Source organism: Acidimicrobiales bacterium, assembly GCA_035540975.1.
Classification (GTDB): Bacteria; Actinomycetota; Acidimicrobiia; order Acidimicrobiales.
The window spans coordinates 1-16,382 of the sequence record DATLFN010000062.1 but is presented as its reverse complement, the minus strand read 5'-3'; the positions used below and the strand labels follow the sequence as shown (position 1 = coordinate 16,382).

The 16,382-nt window shown below is 72.2% G+C and carries 18 protein-coding genes; 12 read left to right on the top strand and 6 right to left on the bottom strand.

The annotated features are described in order from the left end of the window. Positions 1-455 (bottom strand): hypothetical protein (locus VM242_07610; protein HVM05020.1); only part of this gene is annotated, 455 nt, incomplete at its 3' end. Positions 456-536: 81 nt separating this feature from the next. Between VM242_07610 and VM242_07605 the strand changes: the two genes are divergently transcribed. Genes VM242_07605 through VM242_07595 form a run of 3 tightly spaced genes read left to right on the top strand, consistent with a single transcriptional unit; the run spans position 537 to position 4,433 of the window. After that, positions 537-1,181 (top strand): hypothetical protein, encoded by a 645-nt coding sequence (locus VM242_07605; protein HVM05019.1) that lies wholly within the window; start codon positions 537-539, stop codon positions 1,179-1,181. After that, entirely contained in the window at positions 1,178-3,745 is a 2,568-nt protein-coding gene (locus VM242_07600; protein ID HVM05018.1) for an AAA family ATPase, read from the top strand. Before VM242_07605 ends, VM242_07600 begins: the two co-directional genes overlap by 4 nt. Then, entirely contained in the window at positions 3,738-4,433 is a 696-nt protein-coding gene (locus VM242_07595; protein ID HVM05017.1) for a chlorite dismutase family protein, read from the top strand. Before VM242_07600 ends, VM242_07595 begins: the two co-directional genes overlap by 8 nt. 111 nt (positions 4,434-4,544) lie before the next feature. On the opposite strand, the gene VM242_07590 is transcribed toward VM242_07595, so the two are convergent. The 4 genes from VM242_07590 to VM242_07575 all read right to left on the bottom strand — a co-directional run bounded on the left by VM242_07590 (position 4,545) and on the right by VM242_07575 (position 9,555). After that, positions 4,545-5,294: an ABC transporter ATP-binding protein gene (locus VM242_07590; GenBank protein HVM05016.1), complete on the bottom strand. Its 750-nt coding sequence runs from the start codon at positions 5,292-5,294 to the stop codon at positions 4,545-4,547. Further along, entirely contained in the window at positions 5,284-7,320 is a 2,037-nt protein-coding gene (locus VM242_07585; protein HVM05015.1) for an ATP-binding cassette domain-containing protein, read from the bottom strand. Before VM242_07585 ends, VM242_07590 begins: the two co-directional genes overlap by 11 nt. After that, positions 7,317-8,252: a branched-chain amino acid ABC transporter permease gene (locus tag VM242_07580; protein ID HVM05014.1), complete on the bottom strand. Its 936-nt coding sequence runs from the start codon at positions 8,250-8,252 to the stop codon at positions 7,317-7,319. Before VM242_07580 ends, VM242_07585 begins: the two co-directional genes overlap by 4 nt. A gap of 103 nt (positions 8,253-8,355) precedes the next feature. After that, positions 8,356-9,555, bottom strand: a complete 1,200-nt coding sequence (locus VM242_07575; GenBank protein ID HVM05013.1) for a branched-chain amino acid ABC transporter substrate-binding protein — start codon at positions 9,553-9,555, stop codon at positions 8,356-8,358. 125 nt (positions 9,556-9,680) lie between these two features. Here VM242_07575 and larE point away from each other — a divergent pair, with 125 nt between their 5' ends. From larE to VM242_07550, 5 genes are read left to right on the top strand one after another with little or no spacing between them, the layout of a single operon-like run. Continuing rightward, on the top strand, positions 9,681-10,484 hold the full coding sequence (larE, locus tag VM242_07570) for an ATP-dependent sacrificial sulfur transferase LarE (protein ID HVM05012.1): 804 nt from the start codon (positions 9,681-9,683) through the stop codon (positions 10,482-10,484). Next, positions 10,481-10,753, top strand: a complete 273-nt coding sequence (locus VM242_07565) for an NIL domain-containing protein (protein ID HVM05011.1) — start codon at positions 10,481-10,483, stop codon at positions 10,751-10,753. Before larE ends, VM242_07565 begins: the two co-directional genes overlap by 4 nt. Positions 10,754-10,772: 19 nt before the next feature. Then, entirely contained in the window at positions 10,773-11,378 is a 606-nt protein-coding gene (locus tag VM242_07560) for an LmeA family phospholipid-binding protein (GenBank protein ID HVM05010.1), read from the top strand. Beyond that, positions 11,375-11,869, top strand: a complete 495-nt coding sequence (locus VM242_07555) for a hypothetical protein (protein ID HVM05009.1) — start codon at positions 11,375-11,377, stop codon at positions 11,867-11,869. Before VM242_07560 ends, VM242_07555 begins: the two co-directional genes overlap by 4 nt. After that, positions 11,866-12,171, top strand: a complete 306-nt coding sequence (locus tag VM242_07550; protein HVM05008.1) for a hypothetical protein — start codon at positions 11,866-11,868, stop codon at positions 12,169-12,171. The genes VM242_07555 and VM242_07550 overlap by 4 nt, the downstream gene beginning before the upstream one ends. Positions 12,172-12,198: 27 nt before the next feature. Here the strand turns inward: VM242_07550 and VM242_07545 are convergent, their stop codons facing one another. Then, positions 12,199-12,396 carry a hypothetical protein gene (locus VM242_07545; protein ID HVM05007.1) on the bottom strand — a complete coding sequence of 66 codons (198 nt, stop codon included), beginning with the start codon at positions 12,394-12,396 and terminating at the stop codon, positions 12,199-12,201. Positions 12,397-12,413: 17 nt separating this feature from the next. Here VM242_07545 and VM242_07540 point away from each other — a divergent pair, with 17 nt between their 5' ends. From VM242_07540 to VM242_07525, 4 genes are all read left to right on the top strand, one after another. Beyond that, a complete protein-coding gene (locus VM242_07540) occupies positions 12,414-13,757 on the top strand; it encodes an FAD-dependent oxidoreductase (protein HVM05006.1) in 1,344 nt (447 codons plus the stop codon). 110 nt (positions 13,758-13,867) lie between these two features. Then, the gene (locus VM242_07535) at positions 13,868-15,142 is read left to right on the top strand and encodes an ammonium transporter (protein HVM05005.1); all 1,275 of its coding nucleotides are present in this window, start codon (positions 13,868-13,870) and stop codon (positions 15,140-15,142) included. Next, positions 15,142-15,480, top strand: a complete 339-nt coding sequence (locus tag VM242_07530; GenBank protein ID HVM05004.1) for a P-II family nitrogen regulator — start codon at positions 15,142-15,144, stop codon at positions 15,478-15,480. The genes VM242_07535 and VM242_07530 overlap by 1 nt, the downstream gene beginning before the upstream one ends. A 109-nt stretch (positions 15,481-15,589) precedes the next feature. Continuing rightward, the coding region (locus VM242_07525; protein HVM05003.1) for a hypothetical protein at positions 15,590-16,382 on the top strand (793 nt) is incomplete at its 3' end.

The window sequence follows — 16,382 nt, the reverse complement described above, 5'->3', positions numbered from 1 at the left end:
GTGGTGAGCCGTCCGCCCGAGGGCTGGGCGGGAGCGGGAGCGGCCGACGTGCCGCCCACCTCGACGGCGTACTGGCGGCCGTCGTGGCGCAGCCGCGCCGAGCCGCCCGCCGGGACCCGGACGGGGAAGCCGGGCGACTGGGCGCCGTCACGCACGTCGCGGATCTCGCCGCCGTTCGGGAACCCGACCACCACGTTGCCGCCCGCCCCCGACAGCACGGCCACCCGTACCTCGCCGCCGGAGCGGCCGAGCGTCGTCCCCGGGTAGAACTGGTTCAGGATCTGCGGGGTGGACCTGCCCTGGCGGCCCATCCAGTAGGCGCCGTCCTGGGCCATCCCCACGCCGTGGCCGTGGCCCTTGCCTTCGATGACGAGAACCGGTACGGCCGCGGCCCGGGCGGGGGCGGGCGCCAGGAGCGCCGCCGCGATCCCGGCCGTCAGCAGGCGCCGTGACACGGGGCCATTCTCGCCCGGACGGCTCGGCGGCCGAAAGTCGGCGAGCCCGGGTACGGGCACGTGCCGGGTAGCCTGGATGGTGTGGGTACGGGCCGTCCTCGGCGCGCGCGGTGGCTCTTCGCGGCCGCCGTCGCGTTCGCGCTCGTCGGCGGGGCGTGCGGTGGGCCCGAGTACCACTACGTGAAGAGCACCTCGGACCGTACCTTCGTGCGGGTGCCGTCGGACTGGACGCTGTACGACGAGGACGCCCTGCTCGAGTCGAGCGACGAGTCGCCCGAGTCGAAGGAGCAGTTCAAGGAGCTCTCCTGGTCGGTGGCGTTCGACGCCTCGCCCAAGCCGTCCCTGGACCACGTCCTCACCGTCTCCGACCACCCCACCGGGCTCGTCCAGGTCCGCAAGCTCCTTCCCGGGCAGCGGGACACGTTCTCCCTCTCCGACCTGCGGGCCGTGCTGCTGCGCTTCGACCCCCTCTCGAACGAGGCGCAGGACGACGTCGAGGTCCTGGAGAGCAAGGACATCACCCGGGGGCACCTCAACGGCAGCGAGCTGCTGCTCAACCTGAAGACGGGCGACGGCGACGTCGTCAAGTGGCGCCAGGTCGCCCTCGTCGACGCCGCCCTCACCCGGGTGCACGTCCTGGCCATCAGCTGCGACGACGAGTGTTACAGCGCGAACGAGGGCGCGATCGACGCGGTCATTGACTCGTGGAAGGTGACGGAACGTTGACCTCAGAGAACCGCAACGCGACCACGGGTGGCCTGGCCTGGCCCGACCACGACCGCGGGCCGGTCCCGCCGCCGGACGGCCGGGCGGCACCGGAGCGGGAGACCCGCAAGCCGATCAACCTCTGGGACCGGGTGAAGTTCCTCGTGCTCCTCGGGGGCACGTGGCTGGTCCTCGTGTGGGCCGCCATGGCCGAGGACCCCAACCTGCCGTTCAGCGATGCCGTGCGCACCCACGTCCGCTCGAACGCCTGGATCATCGTGCTGATGGGCCTGGAGGGCCTCCGACAGGTCCACTACATGATCAGCGAGCACTCGGCCGGGTACCACCGGTCCTGGACCTCGCTGTTCGCCCGGTTCGAGGCGCGCTCGGGGAAGATGAACGACTGGACCCGGTACCGCCTGGCGCGGGCGTTCAAGGCGCTGGTCTGGTTGGCGCTGCTGTCGGTGCTGCTCGGGAAGCTCTACGACGTCTCTCCGGTCCAGGGGCTGTTCCGGCTTCCCTCGGCGGTCTGGACCGCGCTCCCGATGTTCCTGCAGGTCTTGTTCCTCATGGCGGCCGTCGTCATGCAGTTCGTGGCCATCTTCTGGTTCCTGTCCCGGGGCGGGGTCGAGACGTACTTCCCGGAGGACATCAAGACCCGTTTCTCCGACGTGTGGGGCCAGGACCAGGTCGTCGAGCGGGTCAAGGAGAACATGCTCTTCCTCGAGAACCCGGAGGCGATCGAGGAGAAGGGCGGCTACGTCCCCGGCGGCATCCTGCTCTGGGGGCCGCCCGGCACCGGCAAGACCCTCATGGCCGAGGCGGTGGCGGGCGAGACGGGCAAGCCCTACGTCTTCGTCGACCCGGGCGCCTTCACCAACATGTTCATCGGGGTCGGCATCCTCAAGGTCAAGGCCCTGTTCCGCAAGCTGCGCAAGCTGGCCGTGCGCTACGGCGGGGTGATCGCCTTCTTCGACGAGGCCGACTCGCTGGGGAACCGGGGCGCCATCTCGGGCGCCGGCGGCTTCGGGGGCCCCATGAGGCCCGCGCCCTGGGCCGACAAGCCGATGTGCCACGGCATGGCCTACCTGGCGCCCGACACGGTGAACCTCCTGCACTCCGCCGCCGTGCCCAGCGGGGCCGAGGGCCCGCGCCCGGGCCGGGCCAAGGGCCTGATCATGGGTGCCGGCATGGGGGGTGGCGGCATGGGAACGCTCCAGGCCCTGCTCGCCGAGCTGTCCGGCCTGAAGAAGCCCCGCGGCTTCGTGAACCGGGTCGTGCGCCGGACCCTCGGCATGCGCCCGAAGCCGCCGCCCAAGTACCGGATGCTCATCATGATGGCCACGAACATGCCGCAGGCGCTGGACGAGGCCCTGCTGCGCCCGGGCCGCATCGACCGCATCTACCGCGTCGGCTACCCCTCCAAGGAGGGCCGCAAGCGGACCTACCAGGGCTACCTCGACAAGGTGAAGCACGACATCACCCCGGCGCAGCTGGAGAAGCTCGCCACGATCACGCCCTACGCCACCGGCGCCACCATCAAGGACCTCGTCAACGAGGCGCTGGTCGTGGCCATCCGCGACGGCCGGGAGGTGATCACCTGGAAGGACATCGTCAAGGCCAAGATCCTCAAGAGCCTGGGCCCCCCCGAGGACGTCGAGTACATCGAGCGCGAGCGCCACGCCGTGGCCATCCACGAGGCGTGCCACGCCGTGGCGTCGTACCGGCTCCAGAAGAACCTCACCATCGACATCGCCACCATCGAGAAGGGCCAGAGCTACCTCGGGATGGTGTCGCCCATCCCGATCGAGGAGCAGTTCACGTCCTGGCGCACCGAGTACGAGGCCGACGTGATGACCAGCATCGCCTCGCTGGTCGGCGAGCGGATGTTCTTCGACAACGACAACTCGTCGGGCGTGAGCCAGGACCTCCAGATGGCCACCCAGGTGGTCATGTACATGGAGGGCTACTGGGGCATGGGCACCACCGTCGGCTCCCACGCGGTGGCGAAGGGGGCCACCAACGCGCAACCCGTCGTCGACGGCACGTCCCGCAACATGTTGGAGACCGAGCTGGGCCGGCGGGTGGAGGCGAAGCTGAAGGAGCTCGAGATCCGCACCGAGCAGATGCTGCGGGAGAACCGCCGCGAGGTGCTCGCCGTCGCCCACGCCCTCGAGTCGTACAAGACGCTCACGGGCGAGGACATCGAGGCGATCATCGAGGGCCACCAGGGACCGCTCGTCGACGGCCGGCCGTACCACAACGGCGAGTTCATGGCCGTGGCCGAGCAGTACCACGCCCGGGCGGTGGCGGCCCACAAGGGGCATGGGAGCGTCGACCTCCCGCTGCCCCGCTGGTCCGCCAACGGCAGGAACGGCTCGCACCGCGGCAACGGCAGGCTCGGCGTCTTCGGCCCTGCCACGGGGGCCATCGACACCGTCGCCGAGGATGTGGGCGGCTCCGCCGTCGACACCGACGACGAGGCACCCCGCCCGCCGGAGGCGGACGGCGACGGCGGCGAGCCGCTGGCCGAGTACGTCGAGGAGACCCCGCCGACCCGCCGCCAGCGGCGGCCGCGTGAGTAGCGCACACGAGCCGCTGACCCCGTCCACCGGGTGGGGGGCGGTCCACCTGTTCTGCCGGGCCGGGCCCCGGGTCGACACCGAGGCGGTGCGGGCGGCGGTCAAGGCGGCCGGCACCGACGACCACCAGGTCGTGTGCTTCGCCGTGCTCGGCCACAAGGCCGATCTCGGGTTCCTGGCCCTCGGCCCCGACCTGTGGCGACTGCGGTCGTTCCAGACGGCGCTGGTCGCCGCCGGGCTGAAGGTGGTCGACTCCTACGTCTCGCTCACCGAGGTGTCCGAGTACGCCGAGGGTATGCCCGCCGAGCTGCTCCGGCCCCGGCTGTACCCGCAGCTGCCGCCCGAGGGCATGCGGGCCATCTGCTTCTATCCCATGTCGAAGCGCCGGGCGCCCGGGCAGAACTGGTACACGCTGCCCTTCGAGGACCGCCAGCGCCTGATGCACGAGCACGGGGCGTCGGGCCGGGCGTTCAAGGGGCGGGTGCTCCAGCTCGTCACCGGCTCCACCGGCGTGGACGACTGGGAGTGGGGCGTCACCCTCTTCGCCGTGCGGCCCGACGACCTCAAGGAGGTCGTGCACACCATGCGCTTCGACGAGGCATCGGCCGTCTACGCCGAGTTCGGCCCCTTCACCACGGGGCTGGTGGCCGACCTGGACGAGGTGCTCGCCGGGGTCGGCCTGGCCGGGTAGGCGCGTCGGCCCGGCGAGGCCCCTTCAAGGGCGACGCCGCCCGTCGGGCGGCAGGAACGGGCGCATACCGCCCCTTCTTGCCGCCGGAAGTTCCGGGGCCGAGGGCGACCTCTAGTCCGTGTGGTCCGTGTGGGCGGTGCCGTTGCCCACGTCGCCGCCCAGGTAGGCCGCCTTCACCGACTCGTCGTCGAGCAGGGCGGCGGCGGTGTCGCTGCGCACGATTCGTCCCGTCTCCAGCACGTAGGCCCGGTGGGCCCGGCGCAGCGCCTGGGCGGCGTTCTGCTCGACCAGCAAGATGGTGGTGCCCTGGCGGTTGATCTCGGTGATGATGTCGAAGATCTGGGCCACCAGCATGGGCGCCAGCCCCATGGACGGCTCGTCCAGGAGCAGCACCTTGGGGCCGGCCATCAGCGCCCGGCCGATGGCCAGCATCTGTTGCTCCCCGCCCGAGAGGGTGCCGCCGGCCTGCGACCGGCGCTCGGCCAGGCGGGGGAACAGCTCGAAGACCCGGTCGAGATCGGCGGCGACCGCCGAGCGGCCGCCCTTGCGGGCGTAGGCGCCCATCTCCAGGTTCTCCATGACCGTCATCCCCGGGAAGATGCCGCGGCCCTCCGGGGCCTGCGAGAGGCCCCGCTCGACCAGGCGGTGGGCCGGGACGCCGACGATGTCCTCGCCCGCGAACCGGATCGACCCGGAGGTGACCGGGCGCAGGCCGGAGATCGTCTTGAGGGTGGTCGACTTGCCCGCCCCGTTCCCGCCGATGAGGGTGACGATCTCGCCCTCCTCCACGGTGAGGGAGATGCCCTTGAGGGCCTCCACCTTGCCGTAGTGGACGTGCACGCCGGAGAGCTCAAGAAGCATCTTCGGCCACCCCCAGGTACGCCTCGATGACCCGGGCGTCCTGCTGGATCTCGGCCGGCGGGCCCTCGGCGATCTTCTCGCCGAAGTCGAGGACGGCCAGCCGGTCGCACACGTTCATCACCAGGCTCATGTCGTGCTCGATGAGCACGACGGTGAGGCCCGAGGAGCGGATCGTGCGGATCAGCTCGATCAGCCCCCGCTTCTCCGTGGGGTTCATGCCCGCCGCCGGCTCGTCCAGGAGCAGGATGCTCGGCCCGGTGGCGATGGCCCGGGCGATCTCCAGGCGGCGTTGGTCGCCGTAGGGGAGGTTGCGGCCCCGCTCGCCGGCCCGGTGGGCGATCCCCACGTAGTCGAGCAGGCGGAGCGCCTCGGCCCGCCCGGTGCGTTCCTCCCGGCGGTGGCGGGGCAGCCCCAGCAGGGCGCCCGGGACGCTGGTGGCGTGGCGGGCGTCGGCGCCCACCATCACGTTCTCGACGGCCGTCATGTTCGGGAACAGCCGGATGTTCTGGAACGTGCGGGCGATGCCCGCCTCGGTGATCCGGTGCGGCCGCCGCCCGACGATCGAGCGGCCGTTGAGCACGATGTCGCCCGACGTCGGGCGGAACACGCCGGTGACGCAGTTGAACAGCGTTGTCTTGCCTGCCCCGTTGGGGCCGATGATGCCGAAGATCTGCCCCCGCTCCACACCGAGCGAGACCTTGTTCATGGCGACCACGCCGCCGAACTCCATGGTCACGTCGCGCAGCTCGAGGACGACGTCGGCGCCGGTGGCGGCCGCCTCGGCGACGGCTTCGGGAAGCACGCTCGCGTCGCCCGCCTCGGCCGCGAGAGCGGCCGCCTCGGCCGCCGCCACCTCGTCGACCACCTCCGCCCCCTCCCCGGGCCCCGGCTCCTCGGTCACGGCGATGCTGCCGGCCAGCCCGCCCGTCGGTCCCGCCTCTGCCAGCTCGGCCGCCCGCTGGCGGCTGGGGAGGAGGCCCTGGGGGCGGAACACCATCATGACCACGAGGGCGAGGCCGAACAGCAGGACCCGGTACTCGGTGATGGTGCCGACGTCCCCGCCGGTGAGGGTGTTGAGCCACCGGGTGAGCGTCTCGCCCGCCGCCGCGTCGCGGAGGTACTCGGGCAGGAAGGCGATGGCGAACCCTCCGGCGATGACGCCCGGCACCGATCCCATGCCGCCGAGGACGACGGCCGAGAGCACGATGACCGAGAAGAAGAACGGGAAGTTGTCGGGGCTGATGAAGCTGACCTTGCTGGCGTAGATCCACCCGCCCATGCCGCCGATGGCTGCGCCCATGGCGAAGGCCCACAGCTTCATGGTGAACGTGTGTACGCCCATCGCCTCGGCGGCGTCCTCGTCCTCGCGAATCGACGCCCATGCCCGCCCCACACGGGAGCGCCCGAGCCGGAGCGAGCAGATGACGGCGAGGACGGCCGCCGCCAGGGTGACGTAGTAATAGGGAAGCGGGTCGAACCGGAACTCGGTCCCGAGCACGGCCGACGGGTGGGGGATGCCCGTGATGCCCCGCGCCTCGCCGAGCGACTCGCTGTTCTGGGCCACGATGCGCACGATCTCGCCGAAGCCGAGGGTGACGATGGCCAGGTAGTCGCCCCGAAGGCGCAACGTGGGCGCGCCGAGGATGACGCCGGCGACCATGGCGAGCGCGATGGCGATGGGCAGCGCCTCCCACGCGGTGAGTCCCGACGTGGTGGTGAGCTTGGCCGTCGTGTACGCGCCGACGGCGTAGAACGCCACGTACCCGAGGTCGAGCAGCCCGGCCGCACCGACCACGATGTTCAACCCCAGGGCCAGGACGACGTAGACACCCACCGGGAAGAACAGCACGCTCTGCCACTTGGCGGAGATCGTCGTCGGGTACCAGATGGCGAAGGCGAGGGCGGCGGCGAAGGCGACCACCTTGAGCCCCGTGGGCTGCCGTGCCCACCACCGGCCCACCGGGTCGACCAGCGAGATCCGGCCTCGGAGGTGGGCGGCGCGCTCCCGCAGCCCCCCGCTGGTCATGCCCGAGCCCTTCCCAGGGACTCGCCGAGCAGGCCGGTGGGCCGGACGAGCAGGACCAGCACGAGCACCGTGAAGGCGAAGACGTCCTTCCACTCGCCGCCGAGCACGGTGGCGCCCCAGTTCTCGAGCAGCCCGAGCAGCAGGCCGCCGAGCAGGGCGCCGCGGATGTTCCCGATGCCGCCGAGGACGGCGGCCGTGAACGCCTTGATGCCGGGGATGAAGCCGATGTTGAACCGGGCCGTCTCGAAGAACACGCCGTAGAGGAGCCCGGCGGCGCCGGCCAGGATGCCCCCGATGAAGAACGTGAGCATCACGACGCGGTTGATGTCGACGCCCATCAGGGCGGCCGTCTCCGAGTCCTGGGCGGTGGCCCGGATGCCCCGCCCCAGCCTCGACCTGGCGATGAAGCGGTCCAGGGCGAGCATGAGCAGAAGGGCGGCGACGATGACGAGCACCTTGTCGGTGCGGATGTTGGCGCCGCCCCAGTCGGCCAGCTGCCGCTTCTCGAGCACCCTCGGGAAGGGGAGCAGGTCGCGACCGTAGCGGGCGGCGAAGAGCTCCTGGAGGAACAGCGAGATCCCGATGGCGGTGATGAGGGCGGCGAGACGGGGCGCGCCGTGCCGTCGCAGCGGCCGGTAGGCGACGCGCTCCATGGTCAAGGCGGTGAGCCCGGAGGCGAGCATGGCGACCACGAGGACGGTCACCAGGGTCAGGACCAGGCTCACGCCCGTGCGGGCGGGGTCCGAGGTCTCGATGCCCAGGCCGTGCATGGCGAAGAGCGAGGCGAAGATCCCGATCATGAAGATCTCGGAGTGGGCGAAGTTGATGAGGCGCAGGACTCCGTACACCAGCGTGTACCCCAGCGCGATCAGGGCGTAGATCGACCCGAGGGTGAGCCCGTCGAGCGTCTGGGGCCAGAACTGGTCGACCAGGCACCGGAAGCAGGAGTTGATCGTGTCCTCCTCACGACAGGACGGAGGGCACTCGGGGCGCCCTCCGTCCGGTGTCGGATCCGAACCCGGCCGGCGGGATGGGCTAGCTGACCTCGACCGTGGTCGACGGGGCGAGCTTGCCGTCCTTCACCTGGAAGACGAAGAAGTCCCTGGAGGTGGTGTTGCCGTTCTCGGCGAACTCGACCTTCTTCGAGACGCCGTCGAGGCTCTCGAAGTCCTCCTCGAGCCACGTCAGCAGGCTCTCCCGGTCGGTGTTGCCGGCCTTGATCCCCTCGATGAGGACGTTCGCCGCGTCGAAGCCCTCGGGCGAGTAGAGCCCCGGCTCCTTGCCGATCTCGGCCTTGAAGGCGTCGTAGAACTCCTTGAGCTTGCCCTCCGACGTCTCGAACGCGAGGTTGCACGGGCAGCTCAGCTGGGCACCCTCGGCGGCGGCGGCGCCGGCGGCGTCGACGAAGCCCGGGTCCAGCGATCCGTCACCGCTGACGAACGTGCCGGTGAAGCCGGCGTCGGTCAGCTGCTTCTTGAGCCGGCCCGCCTCGGCGTAGTACCCGCCGTAGAAGACGGCACCGGGCTTGGCACTGAGCACCGAGTTCACGGTCGACGAGAAGTCCTGCGCCTTGGGGTCGAGGATCAGCGGCTGGGCGCTGGCCGCCTTGATGCCCTTGTCGCCCGCCTGCTTCACCACGTCGTCCGTCAGGCCCTTGCCGTACTCGGAGTTGTCGTGGATGTACGACACCGTGGCCGGTTTGAGGTCGTTCGCCAGGTAGGCGGCCACGCCGCTGGCCTGGAAGCTGTCGTCGGCGATGATCCGGTGGAACACCCGGCTGTTGGGAACCACGTTGGGCAGGTCGGTGTTGGTGGCCGACGGGCTGATCATGGCGAGGCCGGCGTCCTCGAACGCCGGGATGACGGCCTTGGTCTCGCCCGAGAAGGCCGGGCCGACGACGCCGACGACGTCGTCGTCGGCGATCACCTGGTCCTTGACCGTGCCGGCCTGAGCGGGATCGCCGGCCGTGTCGAACTCCTTCAGGGCGATGGTGGGACCGTCGCCCTCGGCGTTCGCCTCCTCGATGGCGAGCTTGATGCCGTCGCGGATGTTGATGCCGAGGTTGGCGTTGTCGCCCGTCAGCGCGCCCATGAACGCGATTGTGACCGTCTCGGCGGCTGCCGTCGTATCCGTACCGCCGGTGGCCGTGTCCTCGTCGTCGTCCCCACACGCGGTCATGACCAGCGTCGCGGTGAGGGCAAGGGCCAGGCCACGCCAGAGTGCCTTGCGGCGCATGGATCGCCTCCTGATCAAATTGAACTGCCTCGTATGGGAAGCATACGCACGGGGTGGCAGGATGGCGCGTGACTGTGACCTCGGACGGGCACGAACTTGCCGCAATTGCGGGCGATCCACGCGACATGCGCGGGCATCCGTCGCTCGACGCGCTGCGCGATCGCCTCCGCGCGCTGGCGCCGGTCGTGGTGGCCTTCAGCGGCGGGGCCGACTCGGCCTTCCTGGCGTGGGTCGCCAACGACACGCTGGGCGACGCCGCCGCAGCCGTCACCGCGGTGTCGCCGTCGCTCGCGCCGGAGGAGGAGGCGGACTGCCGGGCGCTCGCCCACGAGTGGGGGCTGCGCTGGGCTCCGGTGCGCACCGACGAGCTGGCCGACCCCGCCTACGCCGCCAACGACGGCAACCGCTGCTACCGGTGCAAGACGGCGCTGCTCGACGCGCTGGCGCCGTTCACCGCCGCCGGCGCCACCGTCGTCCTCGGCGTCAACCTCGACGACCTGGGCGACCACCGGCCCGGCCAGCTGGCGGCGGCCGAGCGGGGCTGTGCCTTCCCGCTGGTCGACGCCCGCTACACCAAGGCCGACGTACGGGCCGAGTCGGCCCGGCTGGGCCTGCGCACCTGGGACAAGCCGGCAGCTGCCTGCCTCGCTTCCCGGGTGCCATACGGCACGCCGGTCATCCTCGGCGTGCTCACCTCCGTCGCCCGGGCCGAATCGGCGCTGCGCGCCCTCGGGTTCGCCCAGCTGCGCGTCCGCCACTACGGCGACCTGGCCCGCATCGAGGTCGACCAGCACGACCTGGCGCGGATGGTCGAGCAGCGTGACGTGGTGGTGGCGTCGGTACGGGCGGCCGGCTACACCTACGTGACGCTGGACCTGGAGGGGTTCCGGTCCGGCAACCTGAACGGCGCCCTGGGAGGCAGGCCGTGAGCGAGCAGTCGCGCCGACCGACCGGCGACCGCCGCAACGTGCGCGTGCGCCTGACCTTCCCCGAGCACCTCATCACCGAGCCCGTGCTGGCACGCATGATGCGCCGTTTCGACGTCGAGCCGAACATCCGGCGGGCCAAGGTGGAGGAGACGGTGGGGTGGATCGTGTGCGAGCTGGCCGGCGCCGCCGACGCCGTGGAGGCCGCCATCGTCTGGCTGCGCGAGCAGGGCGTGGAGGTCGACCGGCTGGGCGACGTCGTCGAGGGCTGAGGCCGGGCGCTTGCGGAAGGTGATCGTCCTCGCCCTGCTGGGCGTGGTGCTGGCCGCGGTCGACCAGGGTGCGCGCGTCTTCGCAGAGGCGAAGCTGGCCGCCCGGGCCGGCGAGGCGGCCACGGACGAGTCGGCGACGTCGGCCTCCATCACCTCCTTCCCCTTCCTCGGCCGGCTCCTCGTCTCGGGGTCGGTGGCTGAGGTGCGGGTACGCGTCGACGGGCCGACAGCGGGCGGGCTGCGCCTCTCGACCGTCCTGGTCGAGGCGTCGGGTGTGGTGGTCGACCGCTCCGCCCTGACGTCGGGCCGGGTCCGGGTGGAGGGCATCGACTCCGGCTCGGTGGCGATCGAGGTCGACGGCGCCGCGCTGGCCGAGGCGGTGAACCTGCCGGTGACGATCGGCGACGGGCGGGTGGGCGTCGGTGTGGGCGGCGCCACGGTGACGGCCGACGCCGAGGTCGACGACGGCTCGCTGGTGCTGAGGGTGGCGGGAGCGCCGGCGCTGCGGGTGCCCGTCGCCCGCACCGGGCTGGTCCCGTGCGCGGTGACGACGCTGGCCATCGTCGGCGACCGCGTCCGCCTCGCCTGCGAGGTCGACCAGCTGCCCGAGGCGCTGCGCCGGTGACCGGCGGCACGGGTGACGACGTCATCGGCCCGAAGGCGCAGGCGTTGGCCGCGGCGGTCGAGCAGGCGCTGCCCGGGTGGGTCGAGCGCAGCGTCGAGCGACTGCTCGTCGCCTTCACCGGCGCTGCCGATCCCGCCACCATGGAGGAGGCCCGCAGCGCCGGGCGCCGGGCCGCGGCCGACGTCGGGGCACGGGTCCGGGCGCTGCTGGAGACCGACGTGGACGACCAGCGCACCAACCCGCTGGCCGTGCTGCGCACCGCCGTCCGCTATCCCACCGAGGTGCTCGCCCGGGCCGGGGTGCCTGCCGTGGCCCGCGACGACTTCGCCGCGGAGCGGTTCCCCGACGACGTCTACGATCTCTCGCCCGCCGCCTTCGCCGACGTCGATCCCGCCCTCCACCAGCCGGGCCTGGAGTGGGGAGCGGCCAAGGCGTGGGCCCACATGCAGCGCCACGGCCGCGCCGGCCGTCGACCGGGAGGTCCCTCTTGACCCGCATCGCCGCCTTCGTCCCCGACCTCATGGACCGCTCGAAGGTCCAGGCCGCCGCGCCGGGCGACGTCGCCTTCGTGCGGGCCGCCGCCGACCTGGCCGGCGTGGGCGCCGAGGTGGTCGTCGTCGACCTGGCCCGTCCCGGCGTCCTGGACGTCCTGCCGCAGCTGGGCGCCGCCCGCACCATCGGCTTCGCCAGTCACGTCGACCGCGAGCTGGCGGCCGCCGCCACGGCCGCCGGCTGCGGCGAGGTCATGGCCCGCTCGAGGTTCTTCGCCGACGTCGGCCGGCTGCTCGCCTGATCCCGTTCCGTCCGGAGAACCAGCCGGCTACTCCTCCCGTCCGCCCTGGCGCCGCTCCTCGACGGTCCAGCCGGCGTCGGCGATCCGGCGCGGCTCGAAGAACAGGCAGCCCTCGGGGCAGGCGAACGGGTCGAGCAGCGCGACGTCCAGGCGGCAGCGCTGCACCTTCTCCTCGAGCGACGTGGTGCGCTCGACGTAGTGGCGGCAGTCGGCCCGCACCCCCATTCCCATATGGTACGGCCATGGCCGAGCGGCTCGTCGTCGTCGGTGGCGACGCCGGCGGCATGGCCGCCGCCTCCCAGGCCCGGCGCCGCCGTCCCGACCTGGAGATCGTCGCCCTGGAGAGGGGGCGGTGGACCAGCTACTCGGCGTGCGGCATCCCGTACCTGGTGGCGGGCGACGTCGCCCGCCTCGACGACCTCGTCACCCGGGACCCGCAGACGTTCCGGGACCGCCACAACATCGACGTCAGGACGGGCCACGAGGCGACGGCCGTCGACCTCGACGCCCGCAGGGTGGAGGTGCGCGACCACAACCACGGCCGCACGTTCACCCTCGGCTTCGACCACCTCCACCTGGCCACCGGCGCCACCCCGGTGCGCCCCGACCTCCCCGGGATCGACGGCCCGCGCATCCACGGGGTGCAGACCCTCGAGGACGCCGCCCACCTTCTGGAGGAGGCGGAGCGCTGCGACGCCGAGAACGTCGTGGTCGTGGGCGCCGGCTACATCGGCCTGGAGATGGCCGAGGCCTTCGTGCGCCGCGGCTGCCCCACGGTGACGGTCGTCGAGCAGGGGGCCGAGGTGATGGCCACGCTCGACCCCGACATGGGGGCCATGGTGGGCGAGGCGATGCGGCAGTTCGGCATCGTCGTGCGGACGGGGACGTCCGTGACCGGCTTCGAGCCCGGCTCGGTGCACACGGAGGACGGGCGCCTCCCCGCCGACCTGGTGGTCCTGGGCCTGGGTGTGGCGCCCGCCAGCGGGCTGGCCGCCGGCGCCGGGCTGGAGACCGGGGTCAAGGAGGCCGTGGTGGTCGACCCCCGCCAGCGCACCTCGACCGAGGGGGTGTGGGCGGCGGGCGACTGCTGCCAGTCCTTCCACCTGGTCTCGAGGAGACCGGTCCACCTTCCCCTGGGGACGGTGGCCAACAAGCAGGGCCGGGTGGCGGGGGTCAACCTGGGAGGCGGCTACGCCACCTTCCCCGGGGTCGTCGGCACGGCGGTGACGAAGGTGTGCTCTACCGAGGTGGCGCGGACGGGCCTGGACGAGCGGGAGGCGACCGCCGCCGGCCTCGGGTACGAGACGGCGCGCATCGAGTCCAGCACCCGTGCCGGCTACTTCCCCGGGGCCGGCCGGATCACCGTGAAGATGGTGGCCGAGCGGCGCACGGGGCGCCTGCTGGGCGCCCAGATCGTCGGCGCCGAGGGAGCGGCCAAGCGCATCGACGTCGTGGCCACCGCCGTCACGGCGGGCCTCACCGTCGACCAGGTCGTGGACCTCGACCTCTCGTACGCGCCGCCCTTCTCGCCCGTGTGGGACCCCGTCCTCGTCGCCGCCCGCGAGGTCGCCAAGGTGGTCCGGTAGGGCCCCGGCCGGTTCACAGAGACGAAACATTCGGGGAACTGCCGGGAAACACCCTTTCGCAATGCTGGCTTCCGCGGGTCCCGAGACACGGGGCAGGAGGGGAGAGGCGGATGGAGATCGACAGCGGCAACACCGCATGGGTGTTGACGTCGGCCGCCCTGGTGCTGTTCATGACACCGGGGTTGGCGTTCTTCTACTGCGGCATGGTCCGGTCCAAGAACGTGCTCGGCATGCTCATGCAGAACTTCTTCTCGATGGGCCTGGTCAGCATCCTGTGGGCGCTGGTCGGGTTCAGCATCGCCTTCGGCGACGGCGGCGGGTTCATCGGCGGCCTGGACTTCGCCGGCCTCAAGGACGTGGGCGACTCGACGCTGGTGCTCCCCGGGTACGTGGACGACCTCGCCCTCACCATCCCGCCCATCGTGTTCTGCGCCTACCAGATGATGTTCGCCGTCATCACCCCCGCCCTGATCACGGGCGCCACCGCCGACCGCATGAAGTTCGCCGGCTGGGCCACCTTCCTCGGCCTGTGGCTGGTGCTCGTGTACTCCCCCGTGGCCCACTGGGTGTTCAGCCCCAACGGGTGGCTGTTCGAGCGGGGCGCCCTCGACTTCGCCGGTGGCACGGTGGTCCACATCAACGCCGGCATCGCGGCGCTGGCCGTGGTGATCGTCCTCGGCAAGCGCCGGGGCTGGCCGCGCGAGGCCATGCCGCCCCACTCCCTCCCGTGGACCCTCATCGGCACCGGCATCTTGTGGTTCGGGTGGTTCGGCTTCAACGCCGGCTCGGCCCTCGGCGCCAACGGCCTGGCCGGCCAGGCGCTGATCAACACCCACCTGGCGGCGGCCGCCGGCATGCTCGGCTGGCTGTTCGCCGAGAAGATGAAGGACGGCAAGGCCACCACCCTGGGCGCCGCCTCGGGCGCGGTGGCCGGCCTCGTCGCCATCACGCCGTGCGCCGGCTTCGTCGGCGGCCTGGCTCCGGTCTTCATCGGCTTCGTGGCCGGGATGCTGTGCCTCATGGCCATCCAGCTGAAGTTCAGGTTCGGCTACGACGACTCGCTCGACGTGGTGGGCGTCCACCTGGTCGGCGGGGTCGTGGGATCGATCCTCCTCGGCTTCTTCGCCGACACGGCGGTCAACTCCGCCGCCGTCGACGGCGTCTTCTTCGGCGGCGGCGGCGACCTGCTGGCCGACCAGGTCGTGGCCGTGGGCGCGACCATCCTTTATTCGGGCATCCTCTCCTTCGTGCTGGCCAAGATCGTCGACGCCACCGTGGGCCTGCGGGTCACCGAGGACGAGGAGGCCGCCGGCCTCGACACCACCCAGCACGCCGAGACGGCGTACAACCTCGGCGACTTCGGTTCCATGGGGAGGATCGGCTAGTGAAGCTCGTCACCGCCATCGTCAAGCCGTTCAAGCTGGACGACGTGAAGGACGCCCTCAAGGCGTTGGACGTCCAGGGCATGACCGTGTCCGAGGTCCAGGGCTTCGGCCGCCAGCGGGGCCACACCGAGGTGTACCGGGGCGCCGAGTACACGGTGGACTTCGTGCCCAAGATCCGCGTCGAGGTGCTGGCCGACGACACCGACGCCACCAGGGTGGTCGACGCCATCGTCTCCGCCGCCCGCACCGAGAAGATCGGCGACGGCAAGGTGTGGGTGACCGAGGTCGACAGCCTCGTGCGCATCCGGACCGGGGAGATGGGTCCCGACGCTCTCTGAACGGACCTCGCTGCTGGCGGAAGGCGGGCCCCGAGGGCCCGCCTTCTGCCGCGAGTACGCCGATGCCGCCGACCGGTGGCTCACGACGCTGCTGGGCGACCAGCCGGGGATGGCGCTCGTCGCCGTGGGCGGCTACGGCCGGCGGGAGCTGTGCCCGTACAGCGATCTCGACGTCGTGCTCGTCCACGACGGGAGCCGGGGCTCGGGCGCCGTGCGGTCGGTGGCCGAGCGCATCTGGTACCCGGTGTGGGACGCCGGGGTGGGGCTCGACCACAGCGTGCGCACCGTCAAGGAGGCGCTGTCCGTCGCCGACGACGACCTCAAGGCGGCCCTCGGCCTCCTCGACGCACGGTTCGTCGCCGGCGACGCCGGCCTGGCCGGCGACCTGGCCGAGCGGGCCCGGGCCCAGTGGCGGAAGCGGGCCGGCCGGGTCCTCCCGGCCCTGGCCGCCGCCGTCGGCGAGCGCCACTCCCGCTTCGGCGAGGTGGCGTTCCTCCTCGAGCCCGAGCTGAAGGAGGGGCGCGGCGGGCTGCGCGACTTCCACGCCCTGCGGGCCGCCGCCCTCGCCACGCCCGTCGTCGCGGCCGACGCCGAGGCGGTGCTCGTCGCCCACGACGTGCTGCTGTCCGTGCGGGTCGAGCTGCACCGGCGGACGGGCAAGGCCCTCGACCGCCTGCTCCTCCAGGAGCAGGACGCCGTTGCGGCGGCCCTCGGCTACGCCGACGCCGACGCCCTGATGGCCGACGTGGCCGCCGCCGGCCGGTGCATCGCCTGGGCGGGCGACGACGCCTGGCGCCGGGTGGCGTCGGCGCGGGCCGGCCCCAAGGGGCGCACGACGGGGCGCGACCGCCCGCTCGGCCCCGGGCTCGCCCTCCGGGACGGGGAGGTGGTGCTGGCGGCCG

What these genes read in the sequence shown, in the direction of transcription:
- larE (HVM05012.1), top strand. Translation starts at nt 9,681, where the DNA reads ATGCGCGGGCATCCGTCGCTCGACGCGCTGCGCGATCGCCTCCGCGCG.
- VM242_07590 (HVM05016.1), bottom strand. Translation starts at nt 5,294, where the DNA reads ATGCTTCTTGAGCTCTCCGGCGTGCACGTCCACTACGGCAAGGTGGAG.
- VM242_07545 (HVM05007.1), bottom strand. Translation starts at nt 12,396, where the DNA reads ATGGGGGTGCGGGCCGACTGCCGCCACTACGTCGAGCGCACCACGTCG.
- VM242_07535 (HVM05005.1), top strand. Translation starts at nt 13,868, where the DNA reads ATGGAGATCGACAGCGGCAACACCGCATGGGTGTTGACGTCGGCCGCC.
- VM242_07585 (HVM05015.1), bottom strand. Translation starts at nt 7,320, where the DNA reads ATGACCAGCGGGGGGCTGCGGGAGCGCGCCGCCCACCTCCGAGGCCGG.
- VM242_07575 (HVM05013.1), bottom strand. Translation starts at nt 9,555, where the DNA reads ATGCGCCGCAAGGCACTCTGGCGTGGCCTGGCCCTTGCCCTCACCGCG.
- VM242_07540 (HVM05006.1), top strand. Translation starts at nt 12,414, where the DNA reads ATGGCCGAGCGGCTCGTCGTCGTCGGTGGCGACGCCGGCGGCATGGCC.